The sequence below is a fragment of the Pseudomonas rossensis genome (assembly GCF_039888995.1).
Taxonomy (GTDB): Bacteria; Pseudomonadota; Gammaproteobacteria; order Pseudomonadales; family Pseudomonadaceae; genus Aquipseudomonas; species Aquipseudomonas rossensis.
The window spans coordinates 1-14,332 of sequence record NZ_JBBWCB010000133.1 but is presented as its reverse complement, the minus strand read 5'-3'; the positions used below and the strand labels follow the sequence as shown (position 1 = coordinate 14,332).

At 59.0% G+C, this 14,332-nt stretch carries 18 protein-coding genes; 11 read left to right on the top strand and 7 right to left on the bottom strand.

Going from position 1 to position 14,332, the window contains the following annotated elements:
* Positions 1-95, bottom strand: a 95-nt coding sequence (locus WLY71_RS25115) for a hypothetical protein (protein ID WP_347805688.1), incomplete at its 3' end; no start/stop codon positions are given.
* Positions 96-271: 176 nt separating this feature from the next.
* Between WLY71_RS25115 and WLY71_RS25110 the strand changes: the two genes are divergently transcribed.
* Positions 272-1,333: an AI-2E family transporter gene (locus WLY71_RS25110; protein WP_347805687.1), complete on the top strand. Its 1,062-nt coding sequence runs from the start codon at positions 272-274 to the stop codon at positions 1,331-1,333.
* Here the strand turns inward: WLY71_RS25110 and WLY71_RS25105 are convergent.
* From WLY71_RS25105 to WLY71_RS25095, 3 genes are all read right to left on the bottom strand, one after another.
* Positions 1,330-1,512, bottom strand: coding sequence for a hypothetical protein (locus WLY71_RS25105; RefSeq protein WP_283188649.1), 183 nt, complete (start codon positions 1,510-1,512; stop codon positions 1,330-1,332). The genes WLY71_RS25110 and WLY71_RS25105 overlap by 4 nt on opposite strands.
* A gap of 100 nt (positions 1,513-1,612) precedes the next feature.
* Positions 1,613-1,807 carry a hypothetical protein gene (locus WLY71_RS25100; RefSeq protein ID WP_003179723.1) on the bottom strand — a complete coding sequence of 65 codons (195 nt, stop codon included), beginning with the start codon at positions 1,805-1,807 and terminating at the stop codon, positions 1,613-1,615.
* Between the two features lie 234 nt (positions 1,808-2,041).
* Complete coding sequence (locus tag WLY71_RS25095) at positions 2,042-2,425, bottom strand: hypothetical protein (RefSeq protein WP_347805686.1); 384 nt, start codon at positions 2,423-2,425, stop codon at positions 2,042-2,044.
* 244 nt (positions 2,426-2,669) lie between these two features.
* On the opposite strand from WLY71_RS25095, the gene WLY71_RS25090 reads away from it, so the two are divergent.
* Together WLY71_RS25090 and WLY71_RS25085 are read left to right on the top strand one after the other, a co-directional pair.
* On the top strand, positions 2,670-3,521 hold the full coding sequence (locus WLY71_RS25090) for a shikimate 5-dehydrogenase (protein WP_347805685.1): 852 nt from the start codon (positions 2,670-2,672) through the stop codon (positions 3,519-3,521).
* A 12-nt stretch (positions 3,522-3,533) separates the two neighbouring features.
* Positions 3,534-4,052: a cupin domain-containing protein gene (locus WLY71_RS25085; protein ID WP_347805684.1), complete on the top strand. Its 519-nt coding sequence runs from the start codon at positions 3,534-3,536 to the stop codon at positions 4,050-4,052.
* 162 nt (positions 4,053-4,214) lie between these two features.
* Here WLY71_RS25085 and WLY71_RS25080 read toward each other — a convergent pair whose 3' ends face one another.
* On the bottom strand, positions 4,215-4,862 hold the full coding sequence (locus WLY71_RS25080; protein WP_074878482.1) for a YceH family protein: 648 nt from the start codon (positions 4,860-4,862) through the stop codon (positions 4,215-4,217).
* 310 nt (positions 4,863-5,172) lie between these two features.
* Between WLY71_RS25080 and WLY71_RS25075 the strand changes: the two genes are divergently transcribed.
* From WLY71_RS25075 to WLY71_RS25055, 5 genes are read left to right on the top strand one after another with little or no spacing between them, the layout of a single operon-like run.
* On the top strand, positions 5,173-6,150 hold the full coding sequence (locus WLY71_RS25075; RefSeq protein ID WP_347805683.1) for an NAD-dependent epimerase: 978 nt from the start codon (positions 5,173-5,175) through the stop codon (positions 6,148-6,150).
* Positions 6,151-6,195: 45 nt separating this feature from the next.
* The gene (locus tag WLY71_RS25070; RefSeq protein ID WP_347805682.1) at positions 6,196-6,936 is read left to right on the top strand and encodes a glycosyltransferase family 2 protein; all 741 of its coding nucleotides are present in this window, start codon (positions 6,196-6,198) and stop codon (positions 6,934-6,936) included.
* Positions 6,933-7,211, top strand: a complete 279-nt coding sequence (locus WLY71_RS25065; protein ID WP_347805681.1) for a lipid-A-disaccharide synthase N-terminal domain-containing protein — start codon at positions 6,933-6,935, stop codon at positions 7,209-7,211. The genes WLY71_RS25070 and WLY71_RS25065 overlap by 4 nt, the downstream gene beginning before the upstream one ends.
* Positions 7,212-7,214: 3 nt before the next feature.
* The gene (locus WLY71_RS25060) at positions 7,215-8,735 is read left to right on the top strand and encodes an ArnT family glycosyltransferase (RefSeq protein WP_347805680.1); all 1,521 of its coding nucleotides are present in this window, start codon (positions 7,215-7,217) and stop codon (positions 8,733-8,735) included.
* Between the two features lie 39 nt (positions 8,736-8,774).
* Positions 8,775-9,284, top strand: a complete 510-nt coding sequence (locus WLY71_RS25055) for a DUF1993 domain-containing protein (RefSeq protein ID WP_008148402.1) — start codon at positions 8,775-8,777, stop codon at positions 9,282-9,284.
* 159 nt (positions 9,285-9,443) lie between these two features.
* Here the strand turns inward: WLY71_RS25055 and sstT are convergent, their stop codons facing one another.
* Positions 9,444-10,676 carry a serine/threonine transporter SstT gene (gene sstT, locus WLY71_RS25050; protein ID WP_347805679.1) on the bottom strand — a complete coding sequence of 411 codons (1,233 nt, stop codon included), beginning with the start codon at positions 10,674-10,676 and terminating at the stop codon, positions 9,444-9,446.
* A 278-nt stretch (positions 10,677-10,954) separates the two neighbouring features.
* Between sstT and WLY71_RS25045 the strand changes: the two genes are divergently transcribed.
* On the top strand, positions 10,955-12,109 hold the full coding sequence (locus WLY71_RS25045) for an MFS transporter (protein WP_347805678.1): 1,155 nt from the start codon (positions 10,955-10,957) through the stop codon (positions 12,107-12,109).
* A 4-nt stretch (positions 12,110-12,113) separates the two neighbouring features.
* Here WLY71_RS25045 and nhaR read toward each other — a convergent pair whose 3' ends face one another.
* Positions 12,114-13,013 (bottom strand): transcriptional activator NhaR, encoded by a 900-nt coding sequence (gene nhaR / locus WLY71_RS25040; RefSeq protein WP_008148408.1) that lies wholly within the window; start codon positions 13,011-13,013, stop codon positions 12,114-12,116.
* Between the two features lie 134 nt (positions 13,014-13,147).
* Here nhaR and WLY71_RS25035 point away from each other — a divergent pair, with 134 nt between their 5' ends.
* A complete protein-coding gene (locus WLY71_RS25035; RefSeq protein WP_283188639.1) occupies positions 13,148-13,390 on the top strand; it encodes a hypothetical protein in 243 nt (80 codons plus the stop codon).
* 28 nt (positions 13,391-13,418) lie between these two features.
* The gene (locus WLY71_RS25030) at positions 13,419-14,168 is read left to right on the top strand and encodes a TerC family protein (RefSeq protein WP_347805677.1); all 750 of its coding nucleotides are present in this window, start codon (positions 13,419-13,421) and stop codon (positions 14,166-14,168) included.
* Positions 14,169-14,332 lie beyond the last annotated feature (164 nt).

Below are 14,332 nucleotides of genomic sequence, written 5' to 3'. Positions count from 1 at the left end.
CCGGCGTACACCGCATCGGCGCCGTAGGCGAAGGCATAACGCATGTTTTTCAGGGTGCCGGCGGGGGCGAGCAGTTCCGGGGGGAGCAGGGTCATGGCAGCGTCGGTCACAAAAGCCGCCGAGAATAATCGGCTTGCCCCAAAGATTCATTGATCTGGATCTATGCTTGATGAACAAACGGATGGCACTCGCGCGAACCGTGGCGGACTAAGCATCAGGACGGCTCTCCAGTACAAGAGCCTGCGCCCCTGCGGACTGACATGGATCGGACATGAACGAAGAGAAACTGCAAAACAAATCACTGGCGATTTTACTGGGACTGGTCACCGCCGCTTTCATCTGGATTTTGCTGCCGTTTTACGGCGCGGTGTTCTGGGCGGTCATCCTCGGCATCCTCTTCGCGCCCCTGCAGCGTCGACTGCAACTGAAGTTCGGCTGGGAGCGCAACCTGACGTCGCTGCTCACCCTGAGCATCTGCCTGGTGATCGCGATCCTGCCGGTGATCATCCTCAGTATCTTCCTGGTGCAAGAAGGGGCCGCACTGTACAAGAGCATCGAAAGCGGCGAGCTGGACATCGCCGGGTATGTGACGCATTTCAAACAAAGCCTGCCGCTGTACTTTCAGCATGTGCTCGATCGGGCCGGGGTTGGCGAGCTGGACGGGTTGCGGGAGAAAATCATCAAGAGTGCAGTGACAGGCAATGAGTTCATCGCCAACAAAGCCTTCAGTTTTGGTCAGGGTACGTTCGAATTCGTGGTGGGGTTTTTCATCATGCTGTACCTGCTGTTCTTCTTTTTGCGCGACGGTGCAGAACTGGCGCGAAAAGTACGCGCTGCCGTGCCGCTGGATGAACACCAGAAACGCCGTCTGCAGCTCAAGTTCAATCGCGTGGTGCGGGCGACAGTGAAGGGCAACCTGCTGGTGGCGATCACGCAGGGCGCATTGGGCGGTTTGATTTTCTGGTTTTTGGATGTCCCGAGCGCGCTGCTCTGGGCGGTGCTGATGGCGTTTCTGTCGCTGTTGCCAGCGGTGGGGGCGGGGATTGTCTGGGCGCCGGTGGCGGCGTTTTTCCTGTTCGCCGGGGCGATCTGGCAGGGCGTGGTGCTGATGCTGTTCGGGATTTTTGTGATCGGTCTGGTGGATAACGTGCTGCGACCGATCCTGGTGGGCAAGGATACAAAGATGCCGGACTATTTGATCCTTATCTCGACCCTTGGCGGTCTGGCGGTCTTCGGCCTCAATGGTTTTGTGATCGGGCCGCTGATCGCCGCACTGTTCATGTCGAGCTGGTCAATCTTCATTGAAACCAAGCCGCGGGTGCAGCTGCCTTAAGCGTTGAGATGGCCTTGGCCGATACGTTGCGACAGTGCCTGGGCGGCCGGCAGCGAGGTGAGCGGGCCGCTGATCGGTTCGCCGTCCTGCACCAGATACCAACAGGCGAGCAATCCTAGCTCTCTAAGCGGTGCGGGAACGGCGCTGCCGATAACGGACATGATCTGAACCTGGGACATAAGTACCTCCATCAATCTGTGGAGCTACCTTACGGACCGGACGCTTGAACGGACAATCAACGCTTTCGATAGTCGTCATTGATGCCAATGTGGCTTCGCTTCAGTCGACCACCAGATCCAGCATATGAACCACTTCCTGCTCGTTGAGCAGGCCTTTTCGCACCAGGTTTTCTGCCAGCAGCGAAAGAAACTTGGCGCTGCGATGGCCTTCCAGGTGCTTGAGTTCGGTCAGTGCGTTGTACACCTTGCTGGAAGTGCACAAGCCGACAATGCGGTGCGGGTTTTGCGTGGGCATGAGGTCGTCCTTGTTTTTATCAACCTGTTGTTAACGGACAGATCCAAGATTGCGGACCCGACATGACATAAATATGACCGTTTTTCCCAAAGCGGGGGAAGGTGGCGAATCAATCTTGCCAGCTTGCACCGCAAAGACTGTCCCGACAGCGACCTTGGCGAGATTTATCCAGACCTCTGCCGACGGACGGTCACAAAAAAGGCCCCGCTGTTGAGGCGGGGCCTGATGATTCGGTTACCAGCGGCCATAGCCGTGGGGAGGGCCGTAGTAACCGCGCGGTGGACCGTAATAACCACGCGGCGGACCGTAATAACCACGTGGCGGGCCGTAGTAAACCGGCGGCGGGCCGTAATAGACCGGTTGTTGCACGTAGACCGGTGCCGGCTGGTAATAAACCGGGGGCGGGCCGTAGTAAACCGGTTGTGGCTGAGCGTAAACCGGTTGCTGTACATAGACCGGCCGGTTGCTGTTGATGATGGCCGAACCGACGATGGCCGAGCCAACGATCGCACCAAATACCGCCGGTCCTTCCCAACCGTGACCGCCGCCAGCCTCTGCCTGCCCTGCGATAGCAAGAGCACCGATCAGCAAGGCTGCCGTGGGGATTTTACGGGTCATGATATTCCTCGGTTCTTCGCCCCGGCGCTTGTGTCTGCAATAGGCCCAAGGATTGTCGCGGGGATACTTCTAAGACAGCGTTTTTTTCAAAATCAGCACAGCCGTTGGGTAAATTTTGTGTAAGGTCTGTATTAGCTTCTTTACGGTTCAGTGAGGCCGCGTGCAGACACGCCGTTATGATCGATCAGACCCGATGGATTGGCTAATCCCGTCCATCTGAAAGTGCTATTCAAGGAGATTTTTCATGCAGATGAACCCCAACAGAGACACCCAGCTGTGCATGTCGCTTGCCGCACGTCCCGGGAACTTCGGTTTGCGGTTTCACAATCATCTGTATGAGCAACTGGACCTGAATTTTTACTACAAGGCCTTCAGCAGTCAGGATCTGCCAGGCGCCGTTGTTGGCATTCGCGCCTTGGGGATTCGTGGTTGCGGCGTGTCGATGCCGTTCAAGGAGGCGTGCATTGCGCTGGTCGATGAACTGGACCCCTCCGCTGCGGCCATTCAATCAATCAACACCATCGTTAACACTAACGGCCATCTCAAGGCTTACAACACCGACTACATCGCGATCGCCCAGTTGCTTGAAACCCACCAGGTGCCGAAGGAATTGACCTTTGCCCTGCGCGGCAGCGGCGGCATGGCCAAGGCGGTGGCCAGTGCCTTGCGCGATGGTGGCTACAAAAATGGCCTGATCGTCGCCCGTAACGAGCGTGCCGGACGGGCGTTGGCCGAATCGCTGGGCTATCGATGGCAAGCGGAGCTGGGCTCGGAGCGGCCGCAGATGCTGATCAACGTCACACCGATTGGTATGTCCGGCCCCGAGGCCGATCAGTTGGCGTTCGATGTTGATACCATCGCTGCTGCCGAGACTGTCTTCGATGTAGTGGCAGTCCCCTCGGAAACACCGTTGATTGTGCGCGCTCGTGCTGAAGGCAAGCGAGTGATCACCGGGCTGGAAGTGATCGCGATCCAGGCGCTGGAGCAGTTCGTGTTGTACACCGGCGTGCGGCCGACCGATGAGCAGTTTCACAAAGCCGTGGAATTTGCCCGAAGTGGCCTTGGCTATCCTGCTGCCCAACAAGCGAAACCGTGACTGAGGTGACTCATGCATCCTGCCATTCTTAATCTGGATCAAGCCGAGCTTGAACCGCTGCCCGAAGCGTTTGCCCCGACGGGAGACACCGCCGACCGCTATCAGCAACGGCAGGCGCGCATCGGCCAGCAACTTGGCGCGCAGAAGCTGGGTTATCGCCTGTACGCGCTGGAACCGGGGATGCGTGGCAGCCCGTTTCACAGTCATCGGGTCAACGAGGAGATGTTTTACATCGTGGCCGGGGAAGGGGAGATTCGCTTGGGCGCCGAGCGCTTTCCCGTTCGCGCCGGTGATGTCATTGCCTGTCCACCGGGCGGCCCTGAAACTGCGCACCAGATCATCAACACCAGCAACGCTGAGCTGCGCTACCTGGCGGTCAGCACCCAGCAATCACCCGAGATTTGCGAGTACCCGGACTCCGGCAAGTACGTGGTGATGGACAACTTCAAGGTCGATGCCGAGGGCAATGCCTCGGGCTTCGTCGCCGTCGCCAGGCTGGCGGACGGCGTGGATTACTGGGACGGTGAATAACCGCAGCCTGTGTAGCAGCTGCCGAGCCTGCGTCCGGCTGCGCAGCAGTCGTAAACCCTATATGTAAGGTTTTCCTGAAACACCGCATCGCTTGATTTAACGACTGCTTCGCAGCCGGACGCAGCCTCGCAGGCTCGGCAGCTGCTACACAGGTCGCGTTGTTTATTCGAGGCGGGCCAGACGCTCTTCCAGCGCCGCAATTCGCGCCTCGAGCTCTTCGATCCGCTCAACCGATACGCCACCACCCGCGCCACGCTCGGTCGGGTTCTGCCGTGCCGCCAGGATCACCTCGATGTCCGCCGGGTCGCCCAAGGCGTGCATGTAGCGGTCTTCACGCTGACCGGCCTGGCGCGGAATCAACAGCGCCAGACCGCGAGCGATCAAGCGTTCCAGTTGATGCACCACCTGCTCGGCATCTTCAAAGTCATGCATACGGCCGCTGCGGGTCAGCAGCTCATTGACCGTTTGCGGACCACGCAGGAACAGCAGCCCCGCAAGAATGACCTGAGCCGGCACCAGTTCCAGTGCCTTGTCGACTTTGTGTTCCCAGCGATCCGCACGACTGCCCATCACCAGTTTGGTAAAGCCGCGTCCTTCGAGGGCGCGCAGGCTTTGGCCGACCTGACCCTGGGTCAGGTTCATCACCGGCTCGCGGCTGGTTTTCTGGTTGCAGGCAATCACCAGCGCATTGAGGGTCAGCGGATAGGTTTCCGGGCTGGTGGCCTGTTTTTCGATCAACGAACCCAGAATGCGGATTTCCGTGCTGTTGAGTCGCGGCTCGTCGAAGGTTGTTTCTTGCTCAGTGCTCATGATTCTGCATTCCTTCCCGGGTTCATGATTTTCTCCTGCTGGCATGCACTTTAAATTGACGGGTGCCAATGGCAACTGAATTCGTCGCCGTACCTTGGCGATGGTCACAAAACCTAAATCAACGTGTCACGCCATCTTAACAATTAGACGTGCACCGTATGCATGGCTGCAGATGACTGCGGCTTATGACGGGTACGGCGAAAATTCCCATCGACGACGTCACCGGCCTTATTAATTGTGCAGTGGAGCAAGGCATGAAGCTGACGTGGGCATCGACCCGCAATAATGCGCTGATCGGCGCGCGCCCGCTATGACCGTACTGGTCACCGGCGCCGCCGGTTTCATCGGGTATCACACGGTCAAGCGCTTGTGTCAGGAAGGTCTTGAGGTGGTCGGTATCGATAATCTCAACGACTACTACAGCGTGGAACTCAAACACGCACGGCTTGAGGAGCTGAAGCCCTTGTCGGGCTTTCGTTTCCAGACACTGGATATCGTCGACAAATCGGCCTTGATGGCACTGTTCAAGGATCACGGCTTCACAGAGGTTATCCATCTGGCTGCCCAGGCGGGCGTTCGCTACTCGCTGGACAACCCGGACGTGTATGCGCAATCGAACCTGGTGGGTTTTCTGAATGTGCTGGAAGCCTGCCGGCACCATCGCCCCGAGCATCTGATTTATGCATCGAGCAGCTCGGTGTACGGCACCAACAGCAAAATGCCGTTCAGCGTCGAAGACGCCGTCGACCATCCGATTTCCCTGTATGCCGCCAGCAAACGTGCCAATGAGCTGATGGCTCACAGCTACAGCCATCTGTATGGACTGAAGGCCAGCGGCCTGCGTTTTTTTACCGTTTACGGACCTTGGGGGCGCCCCGACATGGCGCTGTTCAAATTTACCGAAGCGATCCTCAACGGCAGGCCGATTGACCTCTACAACCAAGGCCAGATGTCGCGCGACTTTACCTACATCGACGACATCGTCGAAAGCATTGCGCGCCTGCGCCCAAGACCGCCGTTATCGGACGGACCTGGCGATGGCGCCAACCGGATCTTCAACATCGGGCGCGGCACGCCGGTGGCGCTGCTGGATTTCGTCGATTGTCTGGAGTCGGCATTGGATAGGAAGGCCTGGCGCAACTTCCTGCCGCTGCAGGCTGGCGATGTGGTCAAGACCTGGGCGGATGTGTCGGCATTGGCGCAGTGGATCGATTTCCGTCCACAAGTGACGGTTGAGGCCGGCGTCGCGGAATTTGTGAAGTGGTACCGCCACTTTTATCAGAGATGAAACGTTGGCCCTTGATCATAAGAATCCAGGGTAATAGGGGTCTCTATGAGCCAAGACATATTTGTATCCGTCCTGATTCCGGCAAAGAACGAGGCGAGCAATCTCAAATCGCTGCTCGAAGAAATTCGTATCGCACTGGTCGATGAGGCGTATGAAATCATCGTCGTGGACGATGGCAGTACTGACGCTTCCTTGCAGGAACTGCGGCAGACCCGGCACAGCGGCCTGAGCACGTTGCGTATCCTGCGCCATGAGCGTTCGCTGGGGCAGAGCACTTCGCTCTACCATGCGGCGCTCGCCGCTCGTGGCCAATGGCTGGCCACGCTCGATGGCGACGGTCAGAACGACCCGGCGGATATCCCCGGCATGCTGGCATTAGTGCGCAGCGAGCAGGGGAGCGTCGACCTTCAGTTGGTGGCCGGGCACCGAGTCAACCGGCGCGATACCACGAGCAAGCGCTGGGCCTCGCGTTTTGCCAACGGGTTGCGTAGCCGGATGCTCAAGGACCAGACGCCGGACACCGGCTGCGGGCTGAAACTGATACAGCGGGGGGCGTTTCTGCGCTTGCCGTACTTCGACCACATGCACCGGTTCATTCCTGCGCTGATCCAGCGTCATAACGGCCGGATGATCACCCATCCGGTCAACCATCGGCCCCGCACGGCCGGGGTATCCAAATACGGAAACATCGACCGCGCCCTGGTGGGCATTCTCGATCTGATCGGCGTCTGGTGGCTGATCAGGCGCACGCGTCTGCATGCCCATGCGCAGGAGATCGAAGGATGAACCTGTCCCGCGAAACCCTGTGGCTGGTGGTCGGTTTCAGTGGCCAGATCGCCTTCACCGGTCGCTTTGCCCTGCAGTGGCTGTACAGCGAATACAAGAAGCGCAGCGTAATTCCGGTGAGCTTCTGGTACCTGAGCATCGTCGGCAGTGCGCTGCTGTTTGCTTACGCCATTTACCGACAGGACCCGGTTTTCATCGCCGGTCAGGCGTTCGGCTCCATCGTCTATTTGCGCAACCTGCAATTGATTGCCCGCAGCAAAACCTTGAAGGACTGAACCGTGCGCCGAACCCTGTCACCCGGTGTCGAATGCCTGGGCCTGATGTTGCTTGCTCTTTTATTGGTCGGCGCCGGGTTCGGTCTGCGTCAGCCGCAGAATGTCGACGAGGAGCGTTTCCTCGGCGTTGCGCTGGAGATGCTGCACAACGGTTCTTGGTTGATTCCGCACCGAGCCGCCGAGATCTACGGCGATAAACCACCGATTTTCATGTGGACGGTGGCGTTTTTCACCTGGATCACCGGGATGCCCGCCCTTGCCCTTTATATTCCGGGGCTTTTGTCTGCCACATCGGTCACGGCCATGCTTTACGACCTGGGTCGCCGGTTATGGAATCAGCGGGCCGGACGAACAGCAGCGCTGTTGTACCTGGCCACGTATCAGACGTACAGCATTCTGCGGACCGGTCAGATCGACAGTTTTCTGATTCTGTTCACCTCTCTGGGCCTGTACGGCCTGGCTCGTCACCTGCTGCTCGGGCCCGCCTGGCGTTGGTTTTACGCGGGATGCGCCGCCATGGGCATTGGCGTGATCACCAAAGGGGTCGGCTTCGTCCCGGCGTTGATGCTGATTCCGTATGCCTACGCGGTGCGCAAAGGCTGGCCTGGGGTGGTGGCCATGCCGGGTGAGGCGCGCAAGTGGTGCCTGGGTTTTTTGGTGGTGCTTGGCGCCGTCGCGATCTGGCTGCTGCCCTTGGCGGTGTCCATCGCATTCAATGGCGCCGCTGACGAAATCGCCTACGCACGGGAAATTCTGCTGCGCCAGACAGCGGGGCGTTATGCCGCCGCGTGGGATCACCGAGAACCGTTCTGGTATTTCTTCGTCAACGTCATCCCGCAATACTGGATGCCGTTGGTGCTTGCCTTGCCGTGGCTCGTGCCCGCCTGGCGGCGGCAGTTGCGCAAGCGTGACGGTCGAGTGCTGGTGCTGCTGGGTTGGGTCGTACTGGTGGTACTGTTCTTTTGCGTGAGCAGCGGCAAACGCAAGTTGTACATTTATCCGGCGTTGCCAGGGCTGGTGCTGGTTGCAGCGCCGCTGATTCCGTGGCTGCTCAAGCGCTGGTTCGGCAAGCGCCCGCGCGGTCGGCGGGTGTTCCAGGTGTTGGCCGTCACGTGGTTCACGCTGTGGTTCGCTCGCGGTTTCGTCGATCCGGTCAAGGACGGACCCAATCCCCACGAAGCGCTGATGGCGCAAGCAGCGGCGATGACCCAGGGCGCAGACCTGGTGCTGGTCAACTGGCGCGAGGGTCACTGGTTGTTCGCCCGACAGCCGATCGTGCATTTCGGAATGATCGGCTCCACGGTCGAGCAGGCCGCTCAATGGCTGCGCGAGCATCGTCAGGCGTACGCCTTGGTGCCGGATGAACTGCTGAGCCGGTGTTTCAATCCGCAGGCCGCCCGTGAACTGGGGGAAACTTCGCGCGCACAGTGGTCGATCGTCGGTGTCGATGCCGATAACGGCCGTTGTCATCCCGGACAGCCAGCCAATATCTATCGCTTCACCTGGGACCGCGCATGGCTATAATCGCCCCACGTTTCCCTCCTGTCACAACACGAGACTGCCATGACTATTTCTCTGTACGCCGCTTCCGTCCCGGTTTTCAAACAAATGCTCAACGCCCTGAGCGATGTTTTGAACAAGGCCGAAGCCCACGCCACCGCCAAGAACATCGACCCGAATGCTTTCCTGCAAGCCCGTCTGTACCCGGACATGTTCCCGCTGGTCCGTCAGGTGCAGATCGCCGTTGATTTCGCCAAGGGCGTTTCCGCGCGTCTGGCCGAAGTTGAACTGCCGAAATACGACGACACCGAAACCACCTTCGCCGAGCTGCAAGCGCTGATCGCCAAAGTGCTGGCCTTCATCGGCGAGATCAAGCCGGAACAGATCGACGGCAAGGAAGGCATCGAAATCATCACCCGTCAGGGCACGCCGAAAGAGAAGCGCTTCACTGGCCAGGCTTACCTGCTGAGCTACGGTCTGCCGCAATTCTTCTTCCACGTCACCACCACCTACGCACTGCTGCGTCACAACGGTGTGGAAGTAGGCAAGCGCGATTACATGGGCGCGTTCTAAACCTCCCTGCGTAAAAAAGCCCGCCAAGGTGTGAACCTTGGCGGGTTTTTTTTGAATCAAAAGATCGCAGCCTCGTTTCACTCGACAGCTCCTACATTGAGATGCGTACCGCCTGTAGGAGCTGTCGAGTGAAACGAGGCTGCGATCTTTTGATCTTTGTTACGCCAGACGCTGGGCTCTCTCGTCTTCGCCCAGGCACGCCGCCGCGGTAAACAGTACGTCGGTGGAGGAGTTCAGCGCCGTTTCCGCCGAGTCCTGCAGCACACCGATGATGAACCCGACGGCCACCACCTGCATGGCGATTTCACTGGGGATGCCAAACAGGCTGCACGCCAGTGGAATCAACAGCAACGAGCCGCCCGCCACGCCCGAAGCGCCACAGGCACAGATCGCCGCGACGACGCTCAGCAGGATGGCGGTCGGAATGTCCACGGCGATGCCCAGCGTATGCACGGCGGCCAGGGTCAGCACGGTAATGGTGATCGCCGCGCCCGCCATGTTGATGGTTGCGCCCAGCGGGATCGAGACCGAGTAGGTGTCTTCGTGCAGGCCCAGGCGCTTGCTCAATTCCAGATTGACCGGAATGTTCGCCGCCGAGCTGCGGGTGAAAAATGCAGTGATACCGCTTTCGCGCAAGCACGTGATCACCAGCGGATAAGGGTTGCGACGCAGTTTCCAGAACACGATGACCGGGTTCATCACCAGCGCCACAAACAGCATGCAGCCCAGCAAAACCGCCAGCAGATGCACATAGCCGATCAAGGCACCGAAACCGGAGGTGGCGAGGGTCGAAGCCACCAGGCCGAAGATCCCCAGTGGCGCGAAACGAATCACCAAACGCACGATCAGGGTCACGCCGTTAGACACGTCGCCGAGCACCTCGCGAGTGGTGTCGCCGGCATGGCGAATGGCAACGCCCATACCAATCGCCCACGCCAGAATGCCGATGAAGTTGGCATTCATCAGCGCACTGACCGGGTTGTCGACCACGCTCAACAGCAGACTTTGCAGCACTTCACTGATACCGCCCGGCGCGGTGACCGCAACGTCGTGAGTTGCCAATACCAGGCTCGAGGGGAACAACGTACTGGCGACAACGGCCACCACCGCCGCCGCGAAAGTCCCCAGCAGATACAGAAACAGAATCGGCCGGATGTGGGTTTCCTGGCCGTGCTTATGGTTGGCAATCGAGGCCATGACCAGCACGAACACCAGAATCGGCGCGACAGCTTTAAGCGCCGCTACGAAGACTTTGCCGATGAACGCAGTGGACTTCGCCACCTCCGGCGCGAACAGGGCCAGGGCAATCCCGGCGATGAGGCCGATGATGATTTGTGTGACCAGGCTTAAGCGTTTCAGGCGTAACCATAGAGAAGGGGATGGAGCGGTCATAAAACGGCATCTCTGATTTTTTTAGGTGCGGGGTATCGCGACATCAATGCCAATCAATGGCCGATGAATAGGGTGTACGTATCGCGGGGCGCGGACTTTATCACAGCGTGGCCTTTATCTTCAGACCTGTGACGATCTGCCGCCCGTGGGTCAACGAGATCGGCAGGTTCGTGCAACCCTGATCGGAAACACTCTGTTAAGATTCGCCATCCTCATTTTCAAGTCATGCCAGTGGGCCTTCGGGCTATCGCTGGTGTCGTCGTTTTCTGGAGTTCTGCATGCTGTTGCCCATCCTTCTGTTGTCTGCCGCCGGTTTCACGGTGCTGACCACGGAATTCGTCATCGTCGGCCTGTTGCCGGCGATCGCTCGAGACCTTGAAGTCACCATCCCGCAAGCGGGTTTGCTGGTGACCTTGTTCGCCTTCACGGTCGCCGCATTCGGGCCGTTCCTGACCGCCTATTTCGCCCGGTTCGAGCGCCGCAAATTGTTCATCTCGGTGCTGATCATGTTCGGCCTGGCCAACACCCTGGCGGCGTTTGCACCGAACATCTGGGTGATGTCCGTCGCCCGGTTGATCCCCGCGTTGGGGCTGCCAGTGTTCTGGGCGCTGGCCAGTGAAACCGCGGTGGACATCGTCGGCCCGGACTACGCCGGTCGCGCCATCGCCAAGATCGGTTTCGGCATTGTCTGCGCCACCGTGTTCGGCATTCCGGTGGGCACACTGATCTCCGATGCGTTCGGTTGGCGCAGTGCCTTCGGCATTCTGGCGGTGATCGCGTTTGCCAAGGCGTTGCTGCTGTTTATCTACCTGCCAAAAACCAATCTGCATCAGCATCAGGTGAGCTTTCGGTCACAGTTCAGGATCCTGCGCAGCCCGCTGATGGTGGGGCATGTGCTGCTGTCGATCCTGGTGTTTAGCGGCATGTTTACCGCTTACACCTATCTGGCGGACATTCTTGAGCGACTGGCCGGTTTCAGCGGCACGGTGGTCGGCTGGTGCCTGATGGGCTTCGGCGCGGTCGGCTTGATCGGCAACTCATTGGGCGGCCGCGCGGTGGATCGTCATCCGTTGATCGCTTCGATGATGTTCTGCGCATTCATGATCGCCGGCCTGGTGGCGTTGGTGCCCAACATTCATTCGCCGCTGGGGCTGGCAGCGGCGATGGGGATTTGGGGCGTGACTCAGGCGGCGTTGTTCCTGGTCAGCCATGTGCGATTGATGAAGGCTGCACCCGAAGCGCCGGCGTTCGCGGCATCGCTGAACATTGCCGGGGCTAACCTCGGGATCGGCCTGGGCGCCATGATCGGCGGTAGGGTCATCGACGGTGTAGGCCTGCAAGGTCTTGGTGTCGCGGCGGCCGCTTTTATCCTCGCCTCGATCCTCTTGGCCATCGCGTTGATGACCTTCAAGCCCCGCGAAGTCTGCGCCTGACACCTCACATCTCGGTGAACAGCTCGCGTCGGGCACCTTCGGTAATGGCGACAATGCCGGGGTGCTTGACCTTGCGTTCCACCGAAATGGCGTAGAACGACTCGGTCACCGCGTCGGTCTGGCCAATCAATTCCACGCCGTATTGGCGTATTACCTCATCGGCAATCACGCTCGGGCCGATGAAGATCCCGCTGCCGGATTGGCCGAAAGCCTGCATCAAGGCGCTGTCGTCGAACTCGCCGACAATACGCGGCTGGATCTGCTGCTCGGCAAACCAGCGCTGCAAGCGACTGCGCACCACGGTCTCCGGCCCTGGAATCAGCAGCGGTGCGCCGTGCAGGCTGCGGGGGAAATCCTGACCGTATTGCGCCGCCAGTTCAGCAGTGGCGAAGAAGCTGATCCCGCATTCTCCGAGTTTCTGGCTGTAGCCCTTGATGTCCAGGTGCGAGGGCATCGGGCTGTCGGAGATCACCAGGTCGAGACGCTGGATCGCCAGGTCGGCGAGCAGGCGTTCCAGTTTGTCTTCGCGACAGGTGATGCGCAGCGGCTCGCTCAATTCCATGGTCGGCGCAATCAGGCGATAGACGATGGATTTGGGCACCACGTCGGCCACACCCACCCGAAACAGAATCTGCTGTTCGTTGGGCTGTGCTCGCAGCATCAGCTCCAGTTCGCCGCCCAGCTGAAACATTTGCTCGGCGTAGGGCAGTGTCTGACGGCCGGCCTCAGTGAGTTCCAGTTGCCGGCCGACCCGGCGAAACAGCTCGATGCCATAGGTTTGTTCGAGCAGGGAAATCTGCCCGCTGATGGTCTGCGGCGTCAGGTTCAGTTGCTCGCAGGCGCGCACGATGCTGCCGGTCTTGGCCACCACCCAGAAGTAATGCAGCTGTCGATAGTTGAGCATGGCGACCTACAGTTCGTTAAAACCGAAGTATAACCGCTAAAAATACGAATTTTCCTGAAGTGTTTGCCTCCCTAGAATGCCTCGCTATCGACGGGTGGCCTTTTCGCCCTGTCTGTTCTATCGAGGAAAGCATCATGAAGCTTAAAACCACGGCACTGCTGATTACGTCTTTACTGGTATTGGCCGGTTGCGACCAGGCCGAGAAAAGCGCTCAGCAACTGATGGGCAAGGCTGCCGAAACCGCCAAACAAGCGATCGACGACACCCACAAAGCCGCAGAGCAGGCAATCAGTGATGCCACTGGCGGGTTGATCAGCAAGAAAGAATCATCAAACGAAGATAAAGACAAAACCGAATCTTCGTCCCAGGAAATCTAAACCGTCTTAAAAGAGTCAGGACTGACCCATGGAATACCTTTTAGAACTTGCTGCAAGCCCCACCGCCTGGGTTGCCCTGGCCACGTTGATCGTCATGGAAATCGTGCTCGGCATCGATAACCTGATCTTCATTTCGATCCTGACCAATAAACTGCCCGAGCAGCACCGGCAGAAGGCACGGCGCATCGGTATCGGCATGGCGCTGATCCTGCGACTGGCGCTGTTGAGCACTATCGCGTTCATCGTCCAGTTGACTGAGCCTGTGATCGACATTCTCGGCCATGCGTTCTCCTGGAAAGACATGATCCTGATCGCCGGTGGCTTGTTCCTGTTGTGGAAGGCGACCACCGAGATCCATCACAGCATGGACCCGGCACCGGATGATCCGAAGTCGGCTACTTCGGCCGTGACGCTTGGCTTCGCTGCCGCCATCGGTCAGATCCTGATGCTGGACATGGTGTTTTCCATCGACAGCATCATTACCGCTGTCGGCATGACCGAGCATTTGCCGATCATGATCATCGCGGTGGTGGTGTCGGTACTGGTGATGTTGCTGGCGGCTGATCCTTTGGCCAAGTTCATCAACGACAACCCGACGGTGGTGATGCTGGCGCTGGGCTTCCTGATCATGATCGGCATGACGCTGATCGCCGAAGGCTTCGGCGCCCACGTACCGAAAGGCTACGTCTACGCGGCCATGGCGTTCTCGGCGACGATCGAGGGTTTGAACATGATGTCGCGGCGGTCAAAGCAAAAGCGTGTAGCTACTGAAGCTTAACGGGCGATAAACGAAACGGCCGCCTGCGCTCGAAAGAGGGCAGGCGGCTAATGCCAGTCAGTTAAGCTGACTGGCATTTTTGTTTTTTATCGGATACTTCGGGGATTTGAGCCTTATAGTCCGGGGATAAACGCGCTCCTCTCGTCGATGAGGCAGAACGTAAT